Genomic DNA, 25,154 nt, shown 5'->3' with positions numbered 1-25,154 from the left:
CTTGACAGTTATCAGTAACGGCGCAGCTCAACGGCCAGAAGAAGGGTAGCGTCTAAGTCAGGACCCGTCGGGCCTCTCCCGGACTTGGTGGCACAGTCCGGGCCGGCCCGGCGGGTCCCCTTTTTTCGCCTAGCGGCCTTCGGCCCGTTCCCCGCGCAGCGTCATCACCGTGCTGGTGACCAGGGCGACCGGCTTGCCGTCTTCGCGGCTCACCTCGCACGAATAGTGTGTGATCGTCCGGCCCAGGTGGGCGGGCGAGGCGGTGGCGACCAGGGGGCCCGACCAGACCGGCCGCACGAACGCGGCCCTGATGTCGACGCTGGTGAACGACTCGCCCGGGTCCATGAGCGTCGAGTGGGCGGTGCCGATGGCCGCGTCGGCCAGCTCCACGAGGAAGCCGCCGTGCACGGTGCCCTGCTGGTTGGCGTGCAGCTCCGGGTCGGCCTCGGCGGCCACGGTCGCGAACCCCGGGCCGATCGCGGTCACCCGGAACCCGAGCAGCCGGGAGATCGCCGTTGGATGGCGCAGGTGGGTCCGGTCGCCGGCTTCGAGGGTCCCGGCCAGTTCCCGCCGCAGGTAGTCGAGGACGGACAGGTCTGTCATGGCTGCGATGCTAGGAACGTGGCAGTGGTGCGATCAAAGAATTGTCCCAAGTACACGACCATCGCCGCCGGGCTCGCCGAGGCCATCAGGGGCGGCGCGCTGCCCGCCGGCACCCGCCTGCCCACCCACCGCGCCCTGGCCCGCGAGCACGGCGTGGCCGTCGCCACCGCCTCCCGGGTGTACGCCGAACTCGCCGCCGCCGGCCTGGTCACCGGGGAGACCGGCCGGGGCACCTACGTCCTCGACCAGAGCGGCCACACCGGCCTCGAACCCCGCCGACTCGGCCGGGCCGAACGGGTCGCCGACCTGACCTTCAACCAGCCCCGGGCCCCGTTCATGGCCGACCTGCTCCGCCGCGCCCTGCGCGACCTGGCCGGTCAGGGCGCCCTCGACGACCTGCTCGCCCAGCAGCCGCCCGGAGGCCGCCTCGCCGACCGGGCCGCGATGGCGACCTACCTGCTGGAGCGGGGCGTCGACGTCCCGCCGGCGAACCTGCTGCTGACCAACGGCGCCCAGCACGCCCTCGACGTCGCGCTGGGCGCGGTGGCCGCCCCCGGCGCGCTGGTCGGCGTCGACCCCCTGACCTACCCGGGCGTCAAGCTCATCGCCGAGGCCCGCCACCTGCGCCTGGCCGCGACCCGCCGCCTCGACCGGGTCTCGGTCCTCTACGTGATGCCGACGCTGCACAACCCGCTCGGTCACGTGCTCGGCCTCGACGACCGCATCCGGCTGGTCGCGCTCGCCCGCCGCCACGACCTCCTCCTGGTCGAAGACGGCACCCACGCCCATCTGGTCCCCGACGCGCCACCCCCGTTGCAGGCGCTGGCCCCCGAACGCACCCTCTACGCGGGCAGCCTGTCGAAGAACCTGGCCACCGGCCTGCGCGCCGGCTACCTCGTCGTGCCCGACGCCCATCTGCCGGCCGTCACCCGCCTCCTGCGCGCCTCGGCCTGGAGCACCCCCGGCCTGACGGCGGCGCTGGCCACCCGCTGGATCCGCGACGGCACGGTCGCCAAGCTGGACGACCACCACCGCGCCGACGCCCGCCGCCGCCAGGAGATCGCCTTCGCCGAGCTGGGCGACCTCGGCTACCAGGCGCATCCCGGCTCCTCCTTCGGCTGGCTGCCGCTCCCGGAGGAGATCAGGAGCGACGCGGCCGCCGCCGACCTGGCCGCCAACGGCATCCTGGTCTCGGCGTCGGACGCCTTCGCGGTGCCCCCCTTCACCGCCAACGGGCTGCGGCTGGCGCTCGCCGACCCCCCGATCGACGAGCTCGCCGGGGTCCTCCGGGTCATTCGCGCAGTTCCCAGACGTGCCACACGTCCAGAAGCCGGTAACCGAGGCGTTCGTTGATCGCGATCATGTGGGTGTTCGAGACGGCGTTCCAGGTGATCACGCGATCGACGCCGGGTTCGGCCGCGAACATCCGGGCGTTGTTCCGCAGCTTGACGTGGAATCCCAGATTCCGGCCGCGGTGCCTCTTCAGCACGGCCGTGTCGGTCTGCCGCGCCCAGCCCGCCGGGTCGCCGGCGTCGACGAAGACCCGGGTGAACGCCGCCGCCTCGCCGTCGGCGGCGCGGGCGACCGTGGTGTAGACGCTCTGGCGGGCCGGTTCCCAGGTGTCCTCGTAGACGCGGACCAGATCGGTGGTCCACCGCTCGGCCTCGACCTCGTGGTCGTCGGTCGGGGCGTCGTTCATGGCGGCCAGCAGGGGCACCATCTCGTCGAGGCGGCCGGGCGGGGTGGGGCCGACGCTCGTCTCGAAGGCGTAGCCGGACGGGCCGGGTGACTCACCGGCCTGGTGAGAGCGGTGCAGCACCCGCCTGGCCTCGGTGTAGACGGCGCGGAAGCCGTGGCTGGCGTAGAACCCGTCGTCCTTGGCCTCGACGACCAGCTTCGACCGGCCGAGGGCGCGGGCGCGCTCACGGGCGACGCCGAGCAGCGCCGAGCCGACGCCCCGGCCCCGCCAATCGGGGGCCACTTCGAGCACGCGGATCAGCACGTCGCCGCGGCGGTCGCGGTCGAACAGGTGGAGGGTGACGCCGCCGATCACCCGGCCGTCGTCGAGGGCGAGATAGGTCTCCGAGGGCACCGAACGCCAGCCGCGCTCCGCCCACAACCGGAACAGCGGGAACGACATCGGCGGTCCCGGCGCGTGCAGCCCGCCGGCCACCCGGTGGTAGCCGGCCGCCAGGTCGGGGGAGGCGCCGAAGTCGAGGCGGACGATGTTCATACGCGCAGTTCCCATTCGTGCCAGACGTCGAGGAGCCGGTAGCCCAGCCCCTCGTTGATCGCGATCATGTGGGTGTTCGAGACGGCGTTCCAGGTGATCACGCGGGTGAGGTCGGGGCGGGCCCGTGTCAGCCAGGCCGTGTTGGCCTCCTTGACCCACCGGCCGAGGCCGCGGCCCCGATGGGCGCGGACCACGCCGGTGTCGGTCTGCCGGCCCCACCCGTCGGCCTCCCGGCCGTCGGCGAACAGGCGGGTGAAGGCGGCGGGCGAGCCGTCGTCGGCGCGGGCGACCACGGTGAAGACGTCCTGGTGGGTCAGCTCCCAGGCGTCCTCCATGGCGGCGAGGCCGTCGGGGGTCCAGTGCTCCTCCTCGACCGCCAGGTCGTCGAGCGGGGCGTCGTTCATGATCTCCATCAGCGTGATCATGTCGGCGACCAGCGGCTCGGGCGTACGGCCGCGCAGGAACTCCAGCCGGTAGCCGGGGACCTCCCGTTCCGGCGCGGCGAAACCGGTCAGGTCGAGCACGCGCCGGGCCTGGGTGGCGACCTCGCGCCCGCCCTTGGCCTTGACGAACGCCTCGCCGGGACCGGCCTCGGCGACCTCGACGAGCACCAGCGCCCGGCCGTGGGCGCGGGCCCGTCCGACGACGTGGGCCAGCAGGGCGCCGCCCACGCCGCGGCGGCGATGGGCGAGGTCGACCTGGAGGAACCGGATCAGGGCCAGGTGGGTGTTGTCGCGGTCGGGCAGATGGACGGTCACCCCGCCGATCACCCGGCCGTCGTCGAGGGCGAGCCAGGTCTCGGCCGGCATGGCCCGCCAGCCGCGCTCGGCCACCAGCCGGAACAGGGGGGCGGGCATCCGGGGCCCGGGCGCCATCCAGCCGGCCGCGAGCGCGTGGTATTCGGCCAGCCTGCCGGGCTCGGCCGCGAAGTCGAGGGGGACGATGTCCATGGGGTCAGTCCACCCCCGGGGCCCTCTGGGGGGCCACCGAATTTACTGCTGGTAGCCCTCGACCTCGGAGACCGGGCGGGCCACCGCGCCGTCGGGGTTCTCGCCGACGCCGCGCCGGGCCCGCCGCTGGCGCAGCAGATCCCAGCACTGGTCGAGCGACTCTTCCAGGTTCTTGATGCGGCCGCGCTCCTCGGTGGTGGCCTGGCCGGAGGAGATGCGGGCGCGGAGCGCGTGCTCCTCGTCGATGAGGCCGCCGATGCGGCCGAGAATCTCGTTGTCCTGCATGATCCCCACTCTATTGGTCCTCTCGGGAAGGCCACCGCGGGGGCTCTGGTAGCCTCGGACCTATGCTGCGCGGGCTGCTCCTCCTTAGCCGCCGCGTCGAGGGCCTGTAACAGGCCGGCTCCCTCGTCGCGGTGCGAGTCATGCGCGTCGGCCACGTCCTGTGATGTGACCACCTACGAGGAGCCCTCGAAATGTACCCCCGGCAACAGCCCAGCCCCATGCCCTTCCGGCGCTATCAGCCCTTCACCCCCGTCGCCCTGACCGACCGCACCTGGCCGTCGAAGGTGATCGAGCAGGCCCCCCGCTGGTGCGCGGTCGACCTGCGCGACGGCAACCAGGCCCTGATCGACCCGATGGACTCCACCCGCAAGCTGAAGATGTTCGAGCTGCTGGTGCAGATGGGCTACAAGGAGATCGAGGTCGGCTTCCCGGCCGCCTCCCAGACCGACTACGACTTCGTCCGCAAGATCATCGAAGAGGGGCGCATCCCCGACGACGTCGTCATCCAGGTGCTGACCCAGGCCCGGCCCGAGCTGATCGAGCGCACCTACGAGTCGCTGCGCGGGGCCAAGCAGGCCATCGTCCACCTCTACAACTCCACCTCCACCCTGCAGCGCCGCGTGGTGTTCGGGCTCGACAAGGAGGGCATCACCGCCATCGCGGTCGAGGGCGCCAAGCTGTGCAAGAAGCTGGCCGACGACATGGCGGGCGAGACCGAGATCTACTTCGAGTACTCGCCGGAGTCCTACACGGGCACCGAGCTCGAATACGCCGTCGAGGTCTGCGACGCCGTCAACGACGTCTGGCAGCCGACCCCCGACCGCAAGGTGATCATCAACCTGCCGGCGACGGTCGAGATGGCCACGCCCAACGTCTACGCCGACTCGATCGAGTGGATGCACCGCAACCTGCGTTACCGCGACTCGATCATCCTGTCGCTGCACCCCCACAACGACCGCGGCACCGCCGTGGCCGCCGCCGAGCTGGGCTACCTGGCGGGGGCCGACCGCATCGAGGGCTGCCTGTTCGGCAACGGCGAGCGCACCGGCAACGTCTGCCTGGTGACGCTGGGGATGAACCTGTTCTCGCAGGGCATCGACCCCGAGGTCGACATCTCCGACATCGACGAGGTGCGCCGGGTCGTCGAATACTGCAACCAGCTGCCCGTCCACCCGCGTCACCCGTGGGGCGGCGAGCTCGTCTACACCGCGTTCTCCGGCTCCCACCAGGACGCGATCAAGAAGGGCTTCGAGCACCTGGAGCGCGACGCCGCGGCGGCGGGCGTGCCGGTCGACGAGTTCACCTGGGCGGTGCCCTACCTGCCGATCGACCCGAAGGACATCGGCCGCACCTACGAGGCCGTCATCCGGGTCAACAGCCAGTCGGGCAAGGGCGGCGTGGCCTACATCATGAAGGCCGACCACCAGCTCGACCTGCCCCGGCGGCTGCAGATCGAGTTCTCCCGCGCGGTCCAGGCCCGCACCGACGCCGAGGGCGGCGAGGTGACCCCGGCCCAGATGTGGGAGGCGTTCACCGACGAATACCTGCCGAACCCCGGCAACCCGTGGGGCCGCATCGGCCTGCTGGCCCACCGCACCACCTCGGCCGTCGACGACAAGGACGCCATCAGCGCCGACGTCCGGATCGAGGGCCAGATCCGCGAGATCCACGGCACCGGCAACGGCCCCATCTCGGCGTTCTGCGACGCGCTGGGCTCGCTGGGCATCGACGTGCGGGTGCTCGACTACACCGAGCACGCCATGAGCGGCGGCGCCGACGCCAAGGCGGCCTCCTACGTCGAGACCGAGATCGACGGCCGCGTCCTGTGGGGCGTGGGCATCGACGCCAACACCACGACCGCCTCGCTCAAGGCGATCATCTCCGCGGTGAACCGGGCGAACCGCTAACCGCTGACAGGCGCGGGGCCGCTGTGGTCCCGCGCCTTTCTTTTTCCGTTACGGCTCCGCCCACCCCGGCCCCGCCCGCCGCCGCCGGTCCGCGCCGCATCCGGCGCCAACCGGCCGCGCCGGCGGCCCGCCGTCACGGTCCCAGGCGTCACGGCCAGGTGCGGCCTCTCGGCGTCGCCCCGGGCGTCACCCGGTGAAGCGTCCGGGTGCCAGGTCGGCCGGGGGGTTCTCCAGGCCGAGCACCATCTCGGCGCACATGCGGCCGACCGCCGGGGAGATCGCGAAGCCGTGGCCGCTGAACCCGGCCGCCACGAAGAGGCCCGCCGGGCCGACCGGGCCGAGCAGCGGGGCCAGGTCGGGGGTGATGTCGTAGCAGGCGGCGTACGACTGGGGGAAGACGACGTCGGGGAAGGCCGGGAAGCGTGTCGTGAAGCGGGCCGCGGCGCGTTCGAGTTCCACGTCGGTGGCCTTGTTGAGGTAGCCGTCGGGGGTGGTGAGTTCGGCGCCGGTGTGGCTGCCGATGAGCAGGCGGCCGTTGTTCTCGTGGCGGACGTACTGCATGCCGACCAGGTCGGTGAAGGCGGGGACCGGGCCGACCGGGGCGCCGGGGGCGGCGATCACGATGGGCTCGCGCATCGCGCCGATGGGCAGGGTCACGCCCAGGGGGGCGACCAGCTCGGCGGTCCAGGCGCCGGCCGCGACGATCACGGTGCGCGCGCCGACCACGCGGCCGTCGGCCAGGCGTACACCCGCGATGGAGGAGGAGTCGCCCAGGAGGGCGGCGACCCTGGTGTGTTCGAGGACGCGGGCGCCACCGCGCTGGGCCGCTTCGGCGAAGTGGCGGCAGGTGGCGACCGGGTCGCCGTGGCCGCCGCGGGGTTCGAAGGCGAAGGCGGCGAAGTCCTTGGTCTCCAGGCCCGGCCACAGGGCCGCGACGTCGTCGTGGGTGACCATGGCGACGTCGATGCCGAGCTCCTGGCGGCGGGCCACGTTGGCGCGCAACCCGGCGGCCGACTCCTCGCCGACGCCGATCACGTGGCCGGTCTGCCGGAAGCCGAGGCCGGGGTGGCGTTCGAAGAAGCGGGTGCCCTCCCAGGCCATCGCGGTCAGGGTGGCGCAGTCGTAGTGGCAGCGAACCAGCCCGCTCGACTTGGCGGTGCCGCCGGAGCCGGTGGTCCGGCGCTCCACGACCAGCACGTCGCGTTGGCCTCGGGCGGTCAGCGCGGCGGCGATCGACAGGCCTTCCAGCCCACCCCCGATGATCACCACGGCGTGGGAGCTCATGGCGGGAAGTGAACACTTGCCACATTGCCCCCACGTGGCCCGCCGGTTTCCGGCGGGTAACCTTCGGGCCATGAAGATCGCGATGATCGGCCTGGGCGACATCGCCCGCAAGGCGTACCTGCCGGTGCTCAGCGGCGTCGACGGGGCCGAGCTGGTGTTCTGCACCCGGAACGCCGAGACGCTGCGCGAGCTGGGCGACGCCTACCGGGTGGCCCGGCGGCACACGTCGGTGGCCGAGGTCGTCGCCGGGGGAGCCGACGCGGCGTTCGTGCACGCCGCGACCGGCGCCCATCCGGCGATCGTGACCGAGCTGCTGGAGGCGGGGGTGCCGGTCTTCGTCGACAAGCCGCTCGCCTACCGGCTGGAGGACTCGGAGCGGCTCGTGGCGCTGGCGCGCGAGCGCGGGGTGCCGCTCATGGTCGGCTTCAACCGCCGGTACGCCCCCGGCCTCGCCGCCCTGCGGGACCTGCCGCGCGACCTGGTCATCCTGCAGAAGAACCGGCACACCCGGCCGGAGGACCCGCGCACGATGGTGTACGACGACTTCATCCACGTCGCCGACACCCTCCGCTTCCTGGCCCCCGGTGCGGCGACCACGACGTCGGTGCGGTTCCGCACGACCGGCGACCTGCTGGAACACCTCGTGCTCGAACTGTCGGGCGACGGGTTCACCGCTCTCGGCATCATGTCGCGGGTGAGCGGCCAGACCGAGGAGACCTGCGAGGTCATCGGCCGGGGCGAGAAGCACAAGGTGCTCGACCTCGGCGAGGAGGTCGCCTTCACCGAAGACGGCGAGGTGCGCCGGCGGCGTCCCGACTGGGTGCCCGTCGGGACGCAGCGCGGCTTCCGCGGCGCCTGCCTGGCCTTTCTCGAAGCGGTCGGCGAGGGCCGGCTGCTCGACGCGGGCGACGCGCTGGAGACGCACCGCCTGTGCGAGCGCATCCTCGACGAGGTCGGCCGGTAGGGCCCGCGGGTCAGCTGCTTCTCGACCGGCAGGCGGCCGCCACCCTGCCGACGGCGATCACGTGGGCGGCCTGGCGCAGCGTCAGGCCCTCCTCCCGTGACAACGCGGCGACCTGCCGGTAGGCGGGCTCCAGGTGCGCGCGCACCCGGGAGTCGAGGTCGCCGACCGTCCACTCGCTGTGGGTGGCGATGGCGCCGCCCGCGTTGGCGAGCAGGTCGGGCAGGACCACGCACCCCCGCTGGGCCAGGATCCGGTCGGCCGCCGGGGTGACCGGGCCGTTGGCGGCCTCGACGACCAGCCGGGCCCGCATCTCGGCCGCGTCGTGGGCGGTGACCGTGCCCGTGGTCAGCACCAGCACGTCGGCGTCGGCGCCGAGCCCGCCGCCGACGGGGACGAACCCGGCCTCGGCCAGCCGGGCGGTCATCACGGCCGCGACCGCGCCGGAGCCGTGCACGGCGAGCGTCCGGCCCTCGCCGGGGCCGAGCAGCACCCGCACGCCGAGCGCCACGGCCTCGGCCAGGTCGGGCCGCGTGGTGGCGAGCGGGACGTCGCGGCCCGCCAGCGGCTGGATCTCGTGGGTGTAGCGGCGGGTCAGCCGGTCGAGCTCGCGCTCGGTCAGCCCGGCCGGGTCGACGGCCACGCCGCCCTTCGCGCCGCCGTAGGGCAGGCCGGTCAGGGCGCACTTCCAGGTCAGGCCCATGGCCAGGGCCGTGACCTCGTCGAGGTCGGTGGCGGGATGGAACCGGACGCCGCCCTTCGCCGGGCCGCGCGACAGGTTGTGCTGCACCCGGTAGCCCTCGATCACGTCGATCCGGCCGTCTTCGCGGCGGACCGGGACCGAGACGGTCAGTGACCGGCGGGGCGTGGCGAGCAACTGGTGGAGGCCCTCGTCGAGGGCGAGGAAACGGGCGGCCTCGGCGAGGTGGTGCTGGGCGGAGGCCAGCGGGGCCGACGGCGCTGTCGGGATTTCCGTGACGGTCATAGTGGTGGTGCCTCTCGGATCGATCACCCGTCGCCATTGACGGGTGATGTCCACCATTGTGGTGAAGTTCGATCACGGCGATGTCCTGTTTTACGGGCATGTCGCCGTTTTTTCGCGGAGCCTGGTGTCCACTATCGCACCGGTTTTGTCACGGGTCGTGAACGGGGTGTTACAAACCGAGGTACCTCGCCAGCGACCGCATGCCCTCGTCGAAGATCTCGCGCCGGTGCGTGATCGTGTCGCCGAACTGGCCGAACAACTCGAAGCTGACGGCGCCGAACAGGGCCGTCCAGGCGGTGACCGCCGGGATGACGACCTCGTCGGGGACGCCGGGCATCACGCTGCGCAACGCGTCGACGTCGGGCGCGATCACGGCCGGCGGGGAGACGGCGACCGGTGAGGTCGGCCGGGCGTCGGCGATGATCCGGCCGTAGACGAGGGTCGTGCGCATGGCGGGCGCGATGGTGTCCTGCGGGGCCTGGTAGCCCGGCACGGGGGAGCCGTAGAGCAGGGCGTACTCGTGGGGGCGGTCGAGCGCGAAGTCGCGGACGGCGTGGCCGAGGGCGAGCCAGCGGTCGGCGGGGTCCGTCCGGTCGTGCTGGGACGCCTCGGCGGCGTCGCCCAGGGCGTTGTAGCCGTCGATGATCAGGGCGGTGAGCAGGTCGTCCTTGGTCGGGAAGTAGCGGTGGACGGCTGAGGACGCCATGCCCATCTCCCGGGCGACCGCCCGCAGCGACAACCCGGCCGCGCCCTCGCGGGCCAGGTGGGTGCGGGCGATGTCGGTGATCTCGCGGACCATCTCGGCCCTCACGCGCTCCCGCGCGGTCTTCGCTGCGCTCATCTCCGGAGCTTAACAGAGCGGCGTACAGAAAAGAGAGCAGTGCTCTTGACGAGCACTGCTCCGAAGAGAGAGCATTGCTCTCATGAACGAGCTGCACACCGTGCGGAACACCTCTTCGACCGAGATCGACGCCTCGCCCGCCGAGGTCTGGGCCCTGCTGTCCGACCTGCGGGGCTGGCAGCGCTGGTGGCCCGAGCACCGGGTGCTCGACCTGGGCGAGATCGCCCCGGGCGAGCGGTTCCGCTGGCGGCTGGGCGGCGTGCGCATCACCTCCCGGTTCGCCGTCGTGACCGAAGGCAGCGAGCTCACCTGGAGTGGGGTGGCGCTCGGCGTCTACCGGGCGCTCGACCGCAACACGATCGAGCCGCTGCCCGGCGGGCGCACCCGCCTGACCATCGCCGAATCCCTCGCCGGGCCGCTGGCCGGGCTGCTCTACCCGGCGCCCAGGCTCCGCGCCGGTCATGAACGTTTCCTCCACGCGATCAAGAAAGAGGCCGAGAAATGAGACACGTCGTCATCGGGGCCGGCCAGGTCGGCGGCCAGCTCGCCGAACTGCTGCTGGCCGAGGGTCACCAGGTCGTCCAGGTCTCCCGCTCGGGGTCGGGCGCGGCCGGGGCCGTGAAGGTCGCCGCCAGCGCGGCCGACGCCGACGCGCTGCTCCGGGCCTGCGACGGGGCCGACGTGATCTACAACTGCGTCAACCCGCCCTACCACCGCTGGCCCATCGACTGGCCGCCGATGCACGCCGCCATGCTCCGGGCCGCCCAGGAGACCGGCGCGGTGCTGGTCATGCTCGGCAACCTCTACGCCTACGGCCCCGTCTCCGGCCCGATGACCGAAGACCTCCCGCTGGCCGCCACCCACGTCAAGGGGCGGGTCCGGGCGCGGATGTGGGAGCAGGCGCTGGCCGCCGGGATCCGGACCACCGAGATCCGCGGTTCCGACTACTTCGGCCCCGGCTCGACCGGCGAGGCCTACCTGACCACGCAGGTCATCCGCCCCGCCGCCGAAGGCCGGCCGGTGGTCGTGCTGAGCGACCCCGACGTCCCGCACGCCTGGACCTACCTGCCCGACGTCGCCCGCGCCCTGGTCATCGCCGGGACCGACGAACGCGCCTGGGGACGGCCCTGGCACGTGCCGACCTCCCCGGCGCTGACCTTCCGCCAGGTCGCCGAACGCTCGGCCGCGCTGACCGGCGCCCGGAAGCCGCGCATCGTCAGGGTGCCGCGGGCGGCCTTCCACGCCCTGGGCTGGGGCTCGCCCAGGATGAAGGAGCTGCGGGAGACCCTCTACCAGTTCGAGGCGCCGTTCCTGCTCGACTCCGGCGACTTCGAGAAGACCTTCGGCGCCACGCCGACGCCGATCGAGGAGGCCCTGGTGGCATCCATCCCGAGATAGGCGGTATCACTAGGAGAGTGGCACAACTAGTGATCGGCCCCCTCCTCCGCCACGTCGACGCGACGACCGCGTCCATCTGGGTGGAGACCAGCGACCCCTGCACGGTCACCGTCACTGCGGGCGCCGAACAGTCGACAGAGCGCACCTTCACGGTGCACGGACACCACTACGCGATCGTGGACGTCCCCGTATCCGAACCCGTCCCCTACCAGGTCCACCTCGGCGACGAGGCGGTGTGGCCGCTGGACACGATGGACCCCAGCGTCATCCGTCCCGTCGACCGGCTGAACAAGGTGGTCTTCGGCTCGTGCCGGACCAGCGTCCCCCATGACACGGCCCACACGATCACCCACGGCGTGGACACCCTCTTCGCCTTCGGGCACGCCCTGACCGTCCACGACGATCTCCCCGACCTGCTCATCATGCTCGGCGACCAGGTGTACGCCGACGAGCCGTCCCGGGAGATGCTCGACTACATAAAGGCCCGCCGCGGCGACCAGGAGCCGATCGGCGAGATCGCCGACTTCGAGGAGTACGCCGAGCTCTACCGGCAGGCGTGGAACGACCCGGAGATCCGGTGGTTGTTGTCGACCGTGCCGACGACCATGATCTTCGACGACCACGACCTGCGCGACGACTGGAACACCAGCAAGGACTGGCGGGCCAAGATGGCCCGGGTGTCGTGGTGGCCGCGCCGGGTCGTGGCGGGGCTGGGGGCCTACTGGGTCTACCAGCACCTGGGCAACCTGTCACCGGCCGAACGGGCCGCCGACGAGGTCTTCTCGAAGATCAAGGCGGGTGACGGCGACGGCGCCGCGGTGCTCGACGCCTTCGCCCAGCAGGCCGACGCCGACCCGACGACCAGCCGGTGGAGCTACGCCCGCGACTTCGGCGACACCCGGCTGATCATGCTCGACTCGCGGTGCGCCCGCCATCTGGAGCCCCGCGAGCGGTCGATGCTCGACGCGACCGAATGGGCGTGGCTCGAGAAGGTGCTGGAAGACCCGCCCGAGAGGGTGCTGATCGGCTCGTCCGTGCCGATCCTGCTCCCGGCCGGCATCCACTACATCGAGGCCTGGAACGAGGCGCTGGCCGACGGGGCCTGGGGCAAGACGGTGGCCCGGTGGATGGAGAAGGCCCGGCAGGCCGTCGACCTGGAACACTGGGCGGCCTTCCGGCGCTCCTTCGACCGGCTGCTGACGATGCTGGCCGCCTCGGGCACCACCGTCATGCTGATGTCGGGCGACGTGCACTACTCCTACGTCGCGCGGGTCAAGGGGCTGCCGATCTACCAGCTCGTCTGCTCGCCGATCCGCAACCCGCTCAGCCGCACCCTGCGCCTGGCCAACGTGATCGCCCAGTTCGGGGTGGCCACGGTGCTCGGCGGCCTGATCGCCAAGACGGCGAAACTCCCGAAGCCGCCGGTGAAGTGGCGCATCACCGACGGCCCCTGGTTTCCCAACGCGCTGGCCACCCTCACTCACGAGAACGGCACGCACGTGGTCCGGTGGGAGACGCCGACCGTCCTCGACGACCCACCGAAACTCAAGGAGGTCTCCCGGGTGGAGCTCACTCCTATCCATTGAGGCAGATTCACAACGCGAGCTACGGCCGGCCTCCGGCCGCCCGCAGCTCGCTTCCGGTAAGGACCGCCCCCAACTGGGCCAGCGCCCACTCGATCTCGCGGGCCTCGACCACCAGGGGCGGGGCCAGCCTGATCGTGCTCCCGTGGGTGTCCTTGGCCAGCACGCCGCGCGCCATCAGGCGCTCGCACACCTGCCGGCCGGTGGCCAGCGACGGGTCGACGTCGACCCCCGCCCACAGGCCCCGGCCGCGTACGGCGGTGACGCCCGGCAGCGCCCGCAGGCCCTCGAACAACACCGATTCGAGCTCGCGGGCGCGGGCCTGGTACTCGCCCGACTTCAGCAGGTTGACCACGGTCTCGCCGACGGCGCAGGCCAGCGGGTTGCCGCCGAACGTCGACCCGTGCTGGCCGGGCTTGATCACGCCCAGCACGTCGGCGTCCGCCGCGAGCGCGCTCACCGGGACCACGCCGCCGCCGAGGGCCTTGCCCAGGACGTACATGTCCGGGACCACGTTCTCGTGGTCGCAGGCGAAGGTGTCGCCGGTGCGGCCCAGGCCCGACTGGATCTCGTCGGCGATCATCAGCACGCCGCGCTCGGTGCACAACTCCCTGACCTGGCGGAGGTAGCCGTCCGGCGGCACCAGCACCCCGGCCTCGCCCTGGATCGGCTCCAGGAGCACGGCCACGGTGTTCTCGTCGATCGCGTCGGCGATCGCCTCGGCGGAGCCGTACTTCACGATCCGGAACCCGGGCGTGTACGGGCCGAAGCCGTCGTGCGCGTCGGGGTCGGTGGAGAAGCTGACGATCGTGGTGGTGCGGCCGTGGAAGTTGTCCTCCATCACCACGATGTTGGGGTCGGTGATCCCCTTCACATCGTGGCCCCACTTGCGGGCGACCTTGATCGCCGTCTCGACGGCCTCGGCGCCGGTGTTCATCGGCAGGATCATGTCCTTGCCGCACAACTCCGCCAGCCCCGACGCGAACGCGCCGAACCGGTCGTTGAAGAAGGCGCGGCTGGTCAGGGTGACCCGGTCGAGCTGGGCGTGGGCCGCCGCCAGGATCACGGGGTTGCCGTGGCCGAAGTTCAGCGACGAGTATCCGGCCAGGCAGTCGAGGTAACGCTTCCCCTCGACGTCGGTGACCCAGGCGCCCTCCGCGGAGGCGATCACCACGGGCAGCGGGTGGTAGTTGTGCGCGCTCCGGCTCTCGGCCAGCTCGATCATGTCTCGCGTGTTCAAAGGCGGATCTCCAGGGTGCAGCACTTGGGGCCGCCGCCGGCCTTGCGCAGTTCCGACAGGTCGACCGGGATGACCGAGTAGCCGTGGCGCTCCAGTTCGGCGGAGAGCCCGGCGGCCTCGGCGTTGACGATCACATTCTTGCCGTCGGAGACGGCGTTGAGCCCCAGCACGAGCGCGTCCTCCTCCGAGGCGATGATCGCGTCGGGGAACATCCGCCGCAGCACCCGCAGGCTGCCCTCGGAGAACGCGCCCGGGTAGTAGGCCACGTTGCGGCCGTCGAGCGGGAACAGCGCCGTGTCGAGGTGGTAGAAGCGCGGGTCGACCAGCCGCAGCGTGACGACCGGGCGGCCGAGGAACTCCTGCGCCTCCATGTGGGCGGCGACGTCGGTCCGGAAGCCGGTGCCCGCCAGGATCACCTCGTCGAGGGTGAGGAAGTCGCCCTCGCCCTCGTTGGTGAAGTTGGCCTCCTTGACCGGCAGGCCCAGCTCGGCGAACCACTTGGCGTAGGCGGGGCCCTCGTCGGCCCGCTCGGGGTGCGCGAACCTCGCGCCGTAGACGTGGGCGTCGACCACGAGGGCGCCGTTGGCGGCGAACACCATGTCGGGCAGCCCCTCGACCGGGTCGATCACGCTCACCCGGTGGCCCAGCGACTCGTAGGCGGCCTTCAGGGCGTCCCACTGCTCCAGCGCCTTCTCGGCGCTGGCCCCGGCGGCCGGGTCCATCCACGGGTTGATCGCGTATGTGACGGCGAAGAATTCCGGTCGGCACATAAGGAAATGACGCGTGGTGGCCACCCGCTCGCGGGTGGTGGTCGTCGTCTCGTAAGCGGGTGTGTTCACGCACGTCTCCGGCGGTGAGCTGGGGCAACTGCTCTCAGACTAGGAACAGCCGACCTGGGCTCCAATGCGGCGACATTGCGTCCTTAACGCGGTCTCTTGCGTTCTTGGGGCGGTCTGCGGTGATTTGTTGCTCAGGTGATCAGCCGGGTGAGCACGATCGCGCTTTTGGTCCTGGTGACGAACGGCTCGGCCGCGATGCGCTCGATGACCTGCTCGACGTGCCGGACGTCGGTGGCCCGGATGTGCAGCAGCGCGTCGGCCTCGCCGGTGACGGTGCAGGCGGAGACCACTTCGGGGTGCCGGGAGACGGCCAGCCCGATCTCGGCGGGGGAGGTCTTGCCCCGGCAGAACAGCTCGACGTAGGCCTCGGTGGTCCACCCGAGGGCGGCGGGCTCGACCCGGGCGGTGAACCCGGTGATGGCCCCCTGCTGGACCAGCCGGTCGACCCGCCGTTTGACCGCCGGGGCCGACAGCCCGACCTGCCCGCCGATTTCCGCATATGTCGCTCGGGCATCGTCCACGAGGGCCCCGATGATCGCCCGGTCTAGCTCGTCCAGCTTCACGACCATCTGTATACCGCCTGAAACCACGTCCACCGTGGCCGGGACGCGCGGATGCTCTTTCTCTCCGTTACGGCTCCGCCCACCGCGGCCCCGCCCGCCGCCTCCGGCGGGCCGGCCGCCCGGCGGCGACCGGTCGCTCCCGGACCGCGCCGTCACGAGGAGCCGTCCGGCGCTTTCGACTTCGCCCAGCGGTTCGTTCGAGGCGGATCCCGACGAGCCTCAGCCTTCGGTCGGGGGGCGGGCTCAGGCTTCCACGGGGCGGGCTCGGGCGAAGCCCGGGGCGGCGCGTTCGAGGAGGTCGAAGGCTCTGACCGCCTCTCGCCTGAGGTCGGGGAGGATCGTCTCCGGGGTCTCGCCCGCGGAGCGGCGGGCGAAGTAGGACGAGGCCGTGATGCGGACCACGGCGCAGACGCCCGCGGCGATGATCTGGGGCGTGATGTCGCCGGGTTCGGCGCCCGCCTCGTCGGCGAGGGCCTCGGCGAGGACCTGCTCCCGCCGCTCGTGCAGTTCCCGGGTGCGGGCGACCAGCGACGGCGCGTCGTTGATCATCTTGGCCACGAGTTCGCTGCCCTCGGACGTGCCGTACCGCCAGTCGCGGGTGTCGACGGCGTCGAGGAAGTCGCGGCGGAGGGCGTCGACGGCCGACTCGCCCGGCCGCCGGTCGCGGACCACGACGGCGAGGAGCTGCTCGGCCTCGTCGAGGCGGTCGAGGCAGAGGTCCTCCTTGGTCCGGAAGTAGTTGAAGACCGTGTTCACCGAGACGTCGGCGACCCTGGCGACCTCGGCGACGGTCACGTTGTCGAAGCCGTGGTGCAGGAACAGGCTCATCGCGATGTCCGAGATCTTGAGCCGCGTCTCCCGCTTCTTGCGCTCGCGCAGGGTCTCCATGGTTGGGATCCTACCAAACTTGTAGTGACACCAATTTTGTGGTTACTCTACCGAAGTGATTACCGCGAGAGCGCTGACCAGGACCTTCCAGGGCGTGCCCGCCGTGCGCGCCGTCGACCTCGACGTCCACGAAGGAGAGATCTGCGGGTTCCTCGGCCCGAACGGGGCGGGCAAGACCACCACGCTGCGCATGCTGACCACCCTCCTCAGGCCGACCTCCGGGACCGCGACCGTGGCGGGCCACGACCTCGTCGCCGACCCGTCGGGGGTGCGCCGCTCCATCGGCTACGTCGCCCAGGGCGGCATGTTCACGCCGGTCTCCCGGATCGGCGACGAACTGCGGCTGCAGGCCCGGCTCCACGGCCACTCGGCCCGCGAGGCGCGGCGGCGGACGGGGGAGGTGCTCGAACGGCTCGACCTGGGCGGCTTCGAGCAGCGCACCCCGGCCTCGCTCTCGGGCGGCCAGGCCCGCCGGGCCGACCTGGCGCTCGGGTTGATCCACACCCCCCGGGTGCTGTTCCTCGACGAGCCCACCAACGGGCTCGACCCCCGGGCGCGGGCCGAGCTCTGGACCTACATCCGGGGCCTGCAGACGACGATCTTCCTCAGCACCCACTACCTCGACGAGGCCGACGCCCTGTGCGACCGCGTGCTGATCATCGACGACGGCCGGATCGTGGCCGCCGGCTCGCCGGCCGACCTGAAACGCGACCACGCGGCGGCCACCCTCGACGAGGTCTTCCTGACGGTCACGGGCCGTCCGCTCGAGGGCGCGGCGGCCTGAGAAATGAGCCCCGTGTTTGTGCGGAAGTATGTCTCCGGATTTTTCCGGATGCCTTCATCGGATGGTTCCGCACAACCCAAACGATCTTCGTCGGGAAACGTCCCGGCATTCGGCGTGACAAGAAGGAGGTCATCGGATGACTGCGTTTGTTGTGGCGGCGCATTATCTGCGCGAAACGTTCCGTAACCGTTTCGTGATCGTTTTCGGCGTGGTCCAGCCCGGGCTCTATCTCGTCTTCTTCGGGCCGGTCTTCACCGGATCGGGCGTCGGCTCCTGGGACGTCCTGGTGCCCGGCCTGCTGATGCAACTCGCGCTGCTCACGTGCGGGCTCACCGGGTTCAACATCGTGTTCGACCACCGCTTCGGGGTGCTCGAACGGCTGCGGGTCACCCCCGCGAGCAGGTTCGCGCTGCTGGTCGGGCGGGTCATGAAGGACGCCGTGCTGCTGCTGGTGCAGGCGACGGCCCTGCTCGTGCTCGCCGTCGCCTTCGGGCTGCGCGCGTCGGTCCCGGGCATGGTCGCCGGGCTGGCGCTGGTGATCGTCATGGCGCTGGGGCTCGCGGCGTTGTCGTACGTGGCGGCCCTCACGCTCGGCGACGAGTTGTTCCCGCCGGTCGCCGGCACGGCCGTGGTGCCGCTCCTGCTGCTGTCGGGGGCGCTGCTCCCCATGGAGGGCGCCCCCGCCTGGCTCGACGTCGCCTCCCAGGCCACCCCGTTCCGGCACGTCGTCGACGCCCTGCGGGCACTGTTCGCCGGGTCGGCCGACGGGCTCGGGCCTGCGGTGATCGGGGTGGTGTTGTTCCTCGCCGTCGCGCTCCCCCTGGCGACGCACGTGTTCGGCCGGGAGAACGCCTAACCGAGCAGGTGGTCGAAGCGGCCCGACTTGATCTCGGTGAGCATCGCGGTCAGCGCCTCGGCGCCGAAGACCAGCGCCGGGCCCTCGGGGTCGCGCGAGTTGCGCAGGGCCGTGGTGCCGTCGGGGAGGCGGGCGAACTCCACGCAGCTGCCGTTCGGGTTGCTGTGACTGCTCTTCTTCCAGACGACGTGCCGCAGCTGACCGGAATTCGGAACGTATCCCATCGCGCCCTCTCATTGGTTGAGAGGGCCACCCTAGTAGGTCATCTGCACGTGCATCGGAGATTACAGAGAGGTGCGAATCTCCGTCAGGAGATCGTGTGTCTGCCGGGCCTGGTGGGCCTCCACGCACAGGCTGTTCATGACCTGCATGTAACGGTCCACCTCGTCCAGTTTCTCCAGGTAGAGGGCGCTGGTGAGCTGTTCGAGGTAGACCACGTCGGGCAGTTCGCGCTCGTCGAAGCGCAGGATCGTGAAGGGGCCGCCGGCCGCCGCGTGGCCGCCGCGCTCGAACGGCACGATCTGGAGTGTGATGTTCGGGTGCTCGCTCATCTCCAGCAGGTGGTCGATCTGGGCGCGCATCACGTCGCGGCCGCCGAGGGGGCGGCGCAGGGCGGCCTCGTCGATGACCGTCCAGAGCTTGACCGCGTCGGGGCCCTCCAGGCGGGCCTGGCGGGTCATCCGGAGGGCGACGCGGCGCTCGATCTCCTGCTCGGGGGCGCCGGCGTTGGCGAGCAGGATGACGGCGCGGGCGTAGTCGGGGGTCTGCAGGAGCCCGTGGACGAACTGGACCTCGTAGGCCCGGATCACCGAGGCGGCCTCCTCCAGGCCGACGTACATCTCGAACCACGAGGGGAGCAGGTCGCTGTACTTGTGCCACCAGCCGGGCGAGTTGGCCTGCCGGGCCAGGGTGATCATCGCGTCGCGGTCGGCGGCGTTGGTCACGCCGTAGAGGGTGAGCAGGTCGGCGACGTCGCGTTCCTTGAAGCTGACCCGGCCGAGCTCCAGACGGCTGATCTTCGCGTGGGAGGCCCGGATGACGTGACCGGCGTCCTCGGGGGAGATGCCCTTGGCCCGGCGGAGCCGCCGGAGCTGGGCGCCGAGGAGGATGCGCAGCACCGTGGGGCCACCACGGGAGTACGAGAGCACGCCGGGGTGGGCCGGTTCAGCGGTCACGACAGTCTCCACACGGGTACGTCACAGGTCGGGCATTTCCTTAACCAGTGCATCATTGTCGCATCAGCGGCCCTTGGCAAACAGTGCAGCATTCATGGGAAAATGCCAAGAGCCGCCACCTGCACGTGCATATGCGATTATTTGTTGATTAGTACTGATTCGTTAGACCGGCTGACAATGGGGGCCCCGTCGTGGTGGCGCACCTCCGGCAGCAGCCGGTCGAGCCAGCGCGGCAACCACCAGTTGGCCCGCCCGAGCAGCGCCATCGTGGCCGGCACCAGCACCAGCCGCACGAGTGTCGCGTCGATCAGCACGGCCGCCGCCATGCCCACCCCGGTCGTCTTGACGGTCACGTCGGGGTCGAGCGCGAAGCCGACGAACACCGCCACCATGATCGCGGCGGCGCTGGAGATCACCCGGCCGGTCGAGGCGAGCCCGCGGATCACACTCCCCCGGGCGTCGCCGGTGGCGAGGTAGTCCTCCCTGATCCGGGACAGCAGGAACACCTCGTAGTCCATCGACAACCCGAACAGCACGGTGAACATCAGGATCGGCACCCAGCTCGACACCGCGCCGCCGTGCGGCAGCCCCACCAGGGCGGCCCCGGCGTCGGTCTGGAACACCGCCGTGATCACCCCGTACGCCGCCGCGACCGACAGCAGGTTCATCACCGCCGCCTTCAGGGCCACGACCGGCGCCCGGAACAACACGGTCAGCAGCAGCAGCGACAACACCACCACGAACGCGACCACCACCCAGAGCCGCTCGGCCAGCCGGTCGGAGATGTCGCCGAACACCGCCACCACGCCGGTGACCATGACCCCGTCGGGCAGGGTCGCGCGCAGCTGCCGGACCAGTTCGGTGGTGCGTTCGTCCTGCGGCCCGGTCGCGGGCTCGACGGTGATCACGGCGGCCGTGCCCTGCGTGATCGGGGGCGCCACCGCCTCGACGTTCTGGAGTCCCGCCAGCTCGGCGGTCACGGCGGGGGCGAGCGAGGCGTCCATGGCCAGCACGATCGGGCCGTTCGCGCCGGGGCCGAACTCGGCGGCGACGAGGTCGTAGGCGACCCGGGTGGTCTTGCTCTCGGGCTGGGTGCCGGCGTCCTGCGGCCAGGTGCGCATGCCCAGCACCGGCGCGGCCAGCGCCAGCAGCACCACGACCGCGACGAGCGCCGACCTGACCGGGCGCTCGCCCACCCACGCGGCCCACCGGGCCGTGCGCGGGGCCCGGACCACGGGCGTCACCAGGCCGAGCCGCTCCTTCCTGGGCAGCACCCGGCGGCCCGCCAGGCCGAGCATCGCCGGCACCAGCGTGACCGAGGCGACCATGACGGCCCCGACGGTGGCGAAGGTGGCGTACGCGAACGACGCGTAGACCGGCAGCGTCGACAGGTTCAGCCCGAACAGCGACACCAGCACGGTCAGGCCCGCCATCAGCACCGACGTCCCGGCGGTCGCGGTCGCGTGGGCCGCCGCCTCCTTGGGCGGCAGCCCGGCCCGCAGCGCCTCGACGTGCCGGCTGACCAGGAACAACGCGTAGTCGATGCCGACCCCGAGGCCGACCATGGTGGCGATCGTCGGGGCGATGGTGGAGATCTCGGTCAGCGCGGCCAGCAGGGTGACCAGCGCGGTGCCGACGCCCAGGCCCATCAGCGCGACGAGGATCGGCAGCCCGGCCGCGACCAGCGAGCCGAGCCCGGCGACCAGGATCACCAGGGCGGCGACGACGCCGACCACCTCGGCGGTGCCGCTCGGCGCCGACACGTTCTCGGGCACCTCGCCGCCGAACGCGACCGTGAACCCGGCCTCCGCGGCGGGGGCGGTGGCGGCGGTGAGGGCGTCCAGCGCCTCGGAGCCCTGGAAGTCGGTCACGGGGATCGTGTAGCCGATCTCGACCAGGGCCGTGTCGCCGTCGGGCGACAGACGCGGCGGGGCGACGCGGGAGACGTCGGGCATCGCGGCGAGCCGGTCGGTCAGCGTGGCCAGCAGGCCGGCCGGCACCGGTTCGTCGCCGTGGACGACGACCCGCGACCCGGCCCCGGCCATCGCCGGGAAGTGCTCCGCCAGGAACGCCTTCCCGTCCTGGGACGGGATGCCGGGCACGTCGTAGTCGTCGTGGGTGGTGCCGCCCGCGGCCATCGACAGGCCGGTCGCCGCGACGAGCGCGACCAGCCAGACGGCGAGCGTGCGCCACGGATGTGCGGCGGCCGCGCCACCAAGGCGGCCGAGCAAGCGTGACATCGGGGGTGTCCTCTCGTGGTCGGGTGACACCCCCACGGTCGGCCCGGCCGCTTGGTCGCCTCTTGGGGCCCGCTTGGAGACCGGAAGGTCACGCCTCCGCGAGCGCGGCCAGGGCCTTCTCGGCGTCGGCGGCCCACAGGGGAGCGCCCCGGCGCCGGGCCACCTCGATCGCGTGCCGGTAGTGCGCCGCCGCCTCGTCGAGGTCGCCCAGGCGGACCGCGAGGTCGCCCAGCAGGTGGGCGACCGGCCGCATCGCGATCGACAACGAGGCCGCGCCCGGGATGCCGTCGCGCAGCGGCAGCAGCTGCTCGCGGATCTCCCTGGCCTCCTCCGGCGACCCCACCTGGGCCGCCGCCATGGCGCGCAGCGCCAGGTAGACGGAGTAGTAGAAGTCCTTGCGGATCGGCGGCGACTCGGTGCGGATCTCGGCGGCCTCCCGCAGGCGGCCCTCGCGGCCGAGCGCCACCGCCAGCAGGTCGTTGACGATCGCGCCGTGCTCCTCCTTCAGCGCCCAGGCGATGTCGGCGTACTCGCCGTGCCGGTCCTGGGTGAGCCGGATCGAGAAGACCGCCAGCGCGTGGGCCCCCGCGGCGTTGAGCGAGCCCTTGCGCTGGAGCAGGCCGAAGGAGGCGGCGTAGGCCGCCTGCGCGCCGTCGAGGTCGCCGGCCACGTGGCGAAGCGTGGCGTAGGCGACGTTGACCACCTCACGCGCCTCGATCATCTGGTACGCCGTCGACACCCCGTTGGCCGCCTTCAGGTGCCGGTGCATGCCGGGCAGATCACCGAGCATCCAGCAGGCGCGGGCGGCGACGAACATGCCGTACCAGCGGTAGGCCAGCAGGTGGTCGTGGCGTTCGGCCAGGTCGATCAGCCGCAGGGCCAGGTCGAGCACCTGCCGGGGGTTCAGCTCGAACGGGGTCTCCTTGATCCGGACCGTGAGGGCCAGCGCCGTCATCGCCGGGTCGCCGAGCGTGGCGGCCAGCTCCTCCAGCTCGGCGGCGGCCGTGGCGCTGCGCGGGTCGCCCTCGTTCTCCAGTTCGGAGACGATCATCTCCAGCAGGCGGCACCGGACGACCGGGTCGAGGTCGCCGCGCCGCAGCAGCCGGGTGATCAGGCCGACGGTGCGCTCGTCGACGTAGGAGTAGGGGCGGATCAGCCACGGCGTGGCCTCGGTCCAGCACGAGAACGCGGCGATCAGCAGGTCGTCGCGGCCCGCCGCCTGGGCGATCTCCACCGCCTTCTGCCTGGTCTGCCGGGCGTACGCCACCGCGCCGTCCTGCACCTGGGCGCGGACCAGCGCGGCCAGCAGCCCGACCTTGGCCGCCTCGCGGTCGGCCATGGCCTGGGCGGGCAGCCGTTCGAACGCGTCGAGCGCCTGTTCGTAGAGTTCGGTGGCGGTGTCGTAGGCGTAGCGGCGGGTGGCCAGTTCGGCGGCCTTGACCGAGTGGGCGACGGCCCGCTCGGCGGTCGCCGAGGTGCCCGCGCGGGCGTAGTGGTGGGCCAGCGCGGTGTGGTCGTCGGGGTGCAGCGCGGCCAGGGCGTCGGCGACGCGGGCGTGCATGCGGGTGAGCCGCACCTGCGAGAGGTCGTGGTAGAGGGTGTCGCGGACCAGCGCGTGGGTGAACCGCACCCGGCCCGGCGACGGCTCGGTGAGCAGGCCGGTCAGCACGCCCGCCTCCAGGGCGTCGAGCACGCCGTCCTCGTCGGCGTCGGCGGCTCCGACCAGCACCTCGACCTCGGCCTCCCGGCCGACGGCGGCGGCCAGCCGGAGCACGGTGACGGCGGGCGCGGGCAGCCGGGCCAGCCGCCGGCGCAGCACGTCGCGCACCCCTTCTGGCACGCTGCGGGCCACCCCCGCCAGGCTGCCCTCGGAGGCCAGCAGGCGGGCGCTCTCCCGTACGTAGAAGGGGTTGCCGCCGGTGCGCTCGGCGATCCAGGCGACGGTGCCGGCCTCGACCTCGCGCCCGCAGACCGAGGTCACCAGCCGCTCGACGTCGCCCTCGGACAGTCCGTCGAGGTGGAGGCGGGTGGGGGAGCGCCCGGCCAGCGCGGCCAGCGCGTCCTCCTGGGCGTCGGTCACGTCGGAGGGCCGGTAGGCGGCCACCAGCAGCACCTTCGCGGCTGTCAGCTCCCCGGCCACCGCGACCAGCAGGCCGAGGGTCTCGGCGTCGGCCCGGTGCAGGTCGTCGAGCACGATCGCCAGCGCCCGGCCCGACGTCGTGGTGAGCGAGCGCAACCAGGCGCAGGCGGCGCGGTGCATGCGGAACCGGCCGGCCGCGCCGTCGTCGGAGGGCGGGCGCGCGTCGCCGAGCAGCGGGGCCAGCGCCCCGGCGTGCTCGTTCAGCGGGGCGACCCGGGTCAGCGGCGACAGTGCCTCGATCCACGCCCAGGCGGGCGGCGCGCCCTCGGTCTCGGGGCAGCGCCCGGTCGCGACCAGCCAGGTCGCCGGGTCGAGGTCGTCGGCGATGCGGGCCATCAGGGTCGACTTGCCGGCGCCCGGCTCGCCGCTGATCAGCACCACGCCCGCGTCACCGGCGGCGGCGCGGGCGGCGACGCCGGCGATCTCGGCCAGTTCGAGGTCGCGGCCGACGAACAGCGGCCCGGCGGGATCGGTCCAGATCTCGGCCGCGCGGGGTGCGGCGATGGTGACCGGCGTGCCCTCGGCCGGTCCGGGGGCCCGGGTGGCGGCGTGCAGCAGGTCGAGCCGCTGCGCCAGCACGGCCTCCTCGAGGTCGGCCAGCGCCGGGCCGGGGTCGAGCCCCAGTTCGTCGGCGAGGGTGGTGCGGGCCCGGCGCAGTGCCGCGAGGGCGTCGGCCTGCCGCCCGCTGCCCCACAGGGCCAGCGCCAGCAGCCGCCAGCCCTCCTCGCGCAGCGGTTCGCGCCGCGTCAGCATCTCGGCGGCCGGGACGGCGTCGGCCGGCGGCGCCGACCGCAGGGTGGTCTCGACCAGCAGCTCCTGGGCGACCAGGCGCACCTCGGTCAGCCGGGCGGCCTCGGCGACGGCCCACTCCTCGTCGGCGAACTCGGCGAACGCCGCGCCCTGCCAGATGCCCAGGGCGTCGCTGAGCAGCGTGCGCGCGGCGGCGGGGTCGCGGGCGCTCAGGTCGCGGGCCTCGGCGGCGGAACGTTCGAAACGCCAGGCGTCGACGGCGTCGGCGTCGAGGCGGACGGCGTACCCGGGGGCGGCGCTCACCAGGACTGATGCGGGGGCGCGCGGCGGGCGGCCGGGTTCGAGGAGGCGGCGCAGGTTGGCCACGTACGACTGGAGCGACGCGATCGCCTTGGCCGGGGGCTCCCCGCGCCACAGGTCCTCGATCATGCGGTCGACCGAGACGACGTCACCGCGCGAGGCGACCAGCAGGGCGAGCACGGCGCGCTGCCTCGGCCCGCCGAGGAGCACGGAACGCCCGTCGACGTCCGCTTGGAGGGGACCAAGCACCCGTACGCGAACGGTCACGCGGCCAGGTTATACCCCCAGAACATCCCAAGAGACCTTCAAGCCACATGGCGGACATTCAATGCCTGACCTCGACAGAAAG

General features: G+C 72.3%; 23 protein-coding genes. 8 read left to right on the top strand and 15 right to left on the bottom strand.

What is annotated here, in order from left to right; all coding sequences use genetic code 11:
* Positions 1–129: 129 nt before the first annotated feature.
* Positions 130–603 carry a PaaI family thioesterase gene (locus tag AW271_RS25460; protein ID WP_157554623.1) on the bottom strand — a complete coding sequence of 158 codons (474 nt, stop codon included), beginning with the start codon at positions 601–603 and terminating at the stop codon, positions 130–132.
* 27 nt (positions 604–630) lie between these two features.
* Between AW271_RS25460 and AW271_RS25455 the strand changes: the two genes are divergently transcribed.
* Complete coding sequence (locus tag AW271_RS25455) at positions 631–1,956, top strand: aminotransferase-like domain-containing protein (RefSeq protein ID WP_062340176.1); 1,326 nt, start codon at positions 631–633, stop codon at positions 1,954–1,956.
* On the opposite strand, the gene AW271_RS25450 is transcribed toward AW271_RS25455, so the two are convergent.
* Genes AW271_RS25450 through AW271_RS25440 form a run of 3 tightly spaced genes read right to left on the bottom strand, consistent with a single transcriptional unit; the run spans position 1,895 to position 4,071 of the window.
* Positions 1,895–2,836 carry a GNAT family N-acetyltransferase gene (locus tag AW271_RS25450; RefSeq protein WP_062340106.1) on the bottom strand — a complete coding sequence of 314 codons (942 nt, stop codon included), beginning with the start codon at positions 2,834–2,836 and terminating at the stop codon, positions 1,895–1,897. The two genes, AW271_RS25455 and AW271_RS25450, sit on opposite strands and share 62 nt — an antisense overlap.
* On the bottom strand, positions 2,833–3,786 hold the full coding sequence (locus AW271_RS25445; RefSeq protein WP_062340105.1) for a GNAT family N-acetyltransferase: 954 nt from the start codon (positions 3,784–3,786) through the stop codon (positions 2,833–2,835). Before AW271_RS25445 ends, AW271_RS25450 begins: the two co-directional genes overlap by 4 nt.
* Before the next feature lie 42 nt (positions 3,787–3,828).
* The gene (locus AW271_RS25440) at positions 3,829–4,071 is read right to left on the bottom strand and encodes a DUF2630 family protein (protein WP_062340175.1); all 243 of its coding nucleotides are present in this window, start codon (positions 4,069–4,071) and stop codon (positions 3,829–3,831) included.
* A 191-nt stretch (positions 4,072–4,262) separates the two neighbouring features.
* On the opposite strand from AW271_RS25440, the gene leuA reads away from it, so the two are divergent.
* Positions 4,263–5,978 carry a 2-isopropylmalate synthase gene (gene leuA / locus AW271_RS25435; protein WP_062340104.1) on the top strand — a complete coding sequence of 572 codons (1,716 nt, stop codon included), beginning with the start codon at positions 4,263–4,265 and terminating at the stop codon, positions 5,976–5,978.
* Positions 5,979–6,164: 186 nt separating this feature from the next.
* On the opposite strand, the gene AW271_RS25430 is transcribed toward leuA, so the two are convergent.
* Positions 6,165–7,262 carry an NAD(P)/FAD-dependent oxidoreductase gene (locus tag AW271_RS25430; protein WP_062340103.1) on the bottom strand — a complete coding sequence of 366 codons (1,098 nt, stop codon included), beginning with the start codon at positions 7,260–7,262 and terminating at the stop codon, positions 6,165–6,167.
* Between the two features lie 70 nt (positions 7,263–7,332).
* Between AW271_RS25430 and AW271_RS25425 the strand changes: the two genes are divergently transcribed.
* Positions 7,333–8,226, top strand: a complete 894-nt coding sequence (locus AW271_RS25425; RefSeq protein ID WP_062340102.1) for a Gfo/Idh/MocA family protein — start codon at positions 7,333–7,335, stop codon at positions 8,224–8,226.
* A 10-nt stretch (positions 8,227–8,236) separates the two neighbouring features.
* Here AW271_RS25425 and AW271_RS25420 read toward each other — a convergent pair whose 3' ends face one another.
* Together AW271_RS25420 and AW271_RS25415 are read right to left on the bottom strand one after the other, a co-directional pair.
* A complete protein-coding gene (locus tag AW271_RS25420) occupies positions 8,237–9,208 on the bottom strand; it encodes a Glu/Leu/Phe/Val family dehydrogenase (protein WP_062340101.1) in 972 nt (323 codons plus the stop codon).
* 169 nt (positions 9,209–9,377) lie between these two features.
* Positions 9,378–10,049: a TetR/AcrR family transcriptional regulator gene (locus AW271_RS25415; RefSeq protein WP_062340100.1), complete on the bottom strand. Its 672-nt coding sequence runs from the start codon at positions 10,047–10,049 to the stop codon at positions 9,378–9,380.
* A gap of 82 nt (positions 10,050–10,131) precedes the next feature.
* On the opposite strand from AW271_RS25415, the gene AW271_RS25410 reads away from it, so the two are divergent.
* From AW271_RS25410 to AW271_RS25400, 3 genes are read left to right on the top strand one after another with little or no spacing between them, the layout of a single operon-like run.
* Positions 10,132–10,554 carry an SRPBCC domain-containing protein gene (locus AW271_RS25410; protein WP_062340099.1) on the top strand — a complete coding sequence of 141 codons (423 nt, stop codon included), beginning with the start codon at positions 10,132–10,134 and terminating at the stop codon, positions 10,552–10,554.
* Positions 10,551–11,447: an NAD-dependent epimerase/dehydratase family protein gene (locus AW271_RS25405; protein ID WP_062340098.1), complete on the top strand. Its 897-nt coding sequence runs from the start codon at positions 10,551–10,553 to the stop codon at positions 11,445–11,447. Before AW271_RS25410 ends, AW271_RS25405 begins: the two co-directional genes overlap by 4 nt.
* Before the next feature lie 17 nt (positions 11,448–11,464).
* Complete coding sequence (locus tag AW271_RS25400; RefSeq protein ID WP_062340097.1) at positions 11,465–13,033, top strand: alkaline phosphatase D family protein; 1,569 nt, start codon at positions 11,465–11,467, stop codon at positions 13,031–13,033.
* A gap of 19 nt (positions 13,034–13,052) precedes the next feature.
* Here AW271_RS25400 and rocD read toward each other — a convergent pair whose 3' ends face one another.
* The 4 genes from rocD to AW271_RS25380 all read right to left on the bottom strand — a co-directional run bounded on the left by rocD (position 13,053) and on the right by AW271_RS25380 (position 16,560).
* Positions 13,053–14,255 (bottom strand): ornithine--oxo-acid transaminase, encoded by a 1,203-nt coding sequence (gene rocD, locus AW271_RS25395; protein ID WP_062340096.1) that lies wholly within the window; start codon positions 14,253–14,255, stop codon positions 13,053–13,055.
* A gap of 11 nt (positions 14,256–14,266) precedes the next feature.
* Entirely contained in the window at positions 14,267–15,040 is a 774-nt protein-coding gene (ddaH, locus tag AW271_RS25390) for a dimethylargininase (protein WP_062340095.1), read from the bottom strand.
* Positions 15,041–15,240: 200 nt separating this feature from the next.
* Complete coding sequence (locus AW271_RS25385) at positions 15,241–15,672, bottom strand: Lrp/AsnC family transcriptional regulator (protein WP_062340174.1); 432 nt, start codon at positions 15,670–15,672, stop codon at positions 15,241–15,243.
* A 243-nt stretch (positions 15,673–15,915) separates the two neighbouring features.
* Positions 15,916–16,560, bottom strand: a complete 645-nt coding sequence (locus AW271_RS25380) for a TetR/AcrR family transcriptional regulator (RefSeq protein WP_062340094.1) — start codon at positions 16,558–16,560, stop codon at positions 15,916–15,918.
* Between the two features lie 55 nt (positions 16,561–16,615).
* On the opposite strand from AW271_RS25380, the gene AW271_RS25375 reads away from it, so the two are divergent.
* Both AW271_RS25375 and AW271_RS25370 read left to right on the top strand, forming a co-directional pair.
* Positions 16,616–17,344 carry an ABC transporter ATP-binding protein gene (locus AW271_RS25375; RefSeq protein WP_083977191.1) on the top strand — a complete coding sequence of 243 codons (729 nt, stop codon included), beginning with the start codon at positions 16,616–16,618 and terminating at the stop codon, positions 17,342–17,344.
* Positions 17,345–17,480: 136 nt separating this feature from the next.
* Positions 17,481–18,200, top strand: coding sequence for an ABC transporter permease (locus AW271_RS25370; protein WP_062340092.1), 720 nt, complete (start codon positions 17,481–17,483; stop codon positions 18,198–18,200).
* On the opposite strand, the gene AW271_RS25365 is transcribed toward AW271_RS25370, so the two are convergent.
* The 4 genes from AW271_RS25365 to AW271_RS25350 all read right to left on the bottom strand — a co-directional run bounded on the left by AW271_RS25365 (position 18,197) and on the right by AW271_RS25350 (position 25,072).
* Positions 18,197–18,424 carry a DUF397 domain-containing protein gene (locus AW271_RS25365; protein WP_062340091.1) on the bottom strand — a complete coding sequence of 76 codons (228 nt, stop codon included), beginning with the start codon at positions 18,422–18,424 and terminating at the stop codon, positions 18,197–18,199. The two genes, AW271_RS25370 and AW271_RS25365, sit on opposite strands and share 4 nt — an antisense overlap.
* A 60-nt stretch (positions 18,425–18,484) precedes the next feature.
* Positions 18,485–19,375: a Sco1979 family transcriptional regulator gene (locus tag AW271_RS25360; RefSeq protein ID WP_245653192.1), complete on the bottom strand. Its 891-nt coding sequence runs from the start codon at positions 19,373–19,375 to the stop codon at positions 18,485–18,487.
* 137 nt (positions 19,376–19,512) lie between these two features.
* The gene (locus AW271_RS25355) at positions 19,513–21,615 is read right to left on the bottom strand and encodes an MMPL family transporter (RefSeq protein WP_062340090.1); all 2,103 of its coding nucleotides are present in this window, start codon (positions 21,613–21,615) and stop codon (positions 19,513–19,515) included.
* A gap of 88 nt (positions 21,616–21,703) precedes the next feature.
* Positions 21,704–25,072, bottom strand: a complete 3,369-nt coding sequence (locus AW271_RS25350) for an ATP-binding protein (protein WP_062340089.1) — start codon at positions 25,070–25,072, stop codon at positions 21,704–21,706.
* Positions 25,073–25,154 lie beyond the last annotated feature (82 nt).

Origin of the sequence: Herbidospora sakaeratensis (assembly GCF_001570525.1) — a bacterium.
Lineage (GTDB): Bacteria > Actinomycetota > Actinomycetes > Streptosporangiales > Streptosporangiaceae > Herbidospora > Herbidospora sakaeratensis.
Note: the sequence above shows the minus strand (reverse complement) of the source record. Positions and strands in the feature narration are given on the sequence as shown.

Bases quoted from the DNA above. Each gene is read 5' to 3' on its own strand.
- AW271_RS25460 (WP_157554623.1), bottom strand. From the start codon at position 603: ATGACAGACCTGTCCGTCCTCGACTACCTGCGGCGGGAACTGGCCGGG.
- AW271_RS25450 (WP_062340106.1), bottom strand. From the start codon at position 2,836: ATGAACATCGTCCGCCTCGACTTCGGCGCCTCCCCCGACCTGGCGGCC.
- AW271_RS25445 (WP_062340105.1), bottom strand. From the start codon at position 3,786: ATGGACATCGTCCCCCTCGACTTCGCGGCCGAGCCCGGCAGGCTGGCC.
- AW271_RS25440 (WP_062340175.1), bottom strand. From the start codon at position 4,071: ATGCAGGACAACGAGATTCTCGGCCGCATCGGCGGCCTCATCGACGAG.
- leuA (WP_062340104.1), top strand. From the start codon at position 4,263: ATGTACCCCCGGCAACAGCCCAGCCCCATGCCCTTCCGGCGCTATCAG.
- AW271_RS25430 (WP_062340103.1), bottom strand. From the start codon at position 7,262: ATGAGCTCCCACGCCGTGGTGATCATCGGGGGTGGGCTGGAAGGCCTG.
- AW271_RS25425 (WP_062340102.1), top strand. From the start codon at position 7,333: ATGAAGATCGCGATGATCGGCCTGGGCGACATCGCCCGCAAGGCGTAC.
- AW271_RS25420 (WP_062340101.1), bottom strand. From the start codon at position 9,208: ATGACCGTCACGGAAATCCCGACAGCGCCGTCGGCCCCGCTGGCCTCC.
- AW271_RS25415 (WP_062340100.1), bottom strand. From the start codon at position 10,049: ATGAGCGCAGCGAAGACCGCGCGGGAGCGCGTGAGGGCCGAGATGGTC.
- AW271_RS25410 (WP_062340099.1), top strand. From the start codon at position 10,132: ATGAACGAGCTGCACACCGTGCGGAACACCTCTTCGACCGAGATCGAC.
- AW271_RS25405 (WP_062340098.1), top strand. From the start codon at position 10,551: ATGAGACACGTCGTCATCGGGGCCGGCCAGGTCGGCGGCCAGCTCGCC.
- rocD (WP_062340096.1), bottom strand. From the start codon at position 14,255: ATGATCGAGCTGGCCGAGAGCCGGAGCGCGCACAACTACCACCCGCTG.
- ddaH (WP_062340095.1), bottom strand. From the start codon at position 15,040: ATGTGCCGACCGGAATTCTTCGCCGTCACATACGCGATCAACCCGTGG.
- AW271_RS25380 (WP_062340094.1), bottom strand. From the start codon at position 16,560: ATGGAGACCCTGCGCGAGCGCAAGAAGCGGGAGACGCGGCTCAAGATC.
- AW271_RS25370 (WP_062340092.1), top strand. From the start codon at position 17,481: ATGACTGCGTTTGTTGTGGCGGCGCATTATCTGCGCGAAACGTTCCGT.
- AW271_RS25365 (WP_062340091.1), bottom strand. From the start codon at position 18,424: ATGGGATACGTTCCGAATTCCGGTCAGCTGCGGCACGTCGTCTGGAAG.
- AW271_RS25355 (WP_062340090.1), bottom strand. From the start codon at position 21,615: ATGTCACGCTTGCTCGGCCGCCTTGGTGGCGCGGCCGCCGCACATCCG.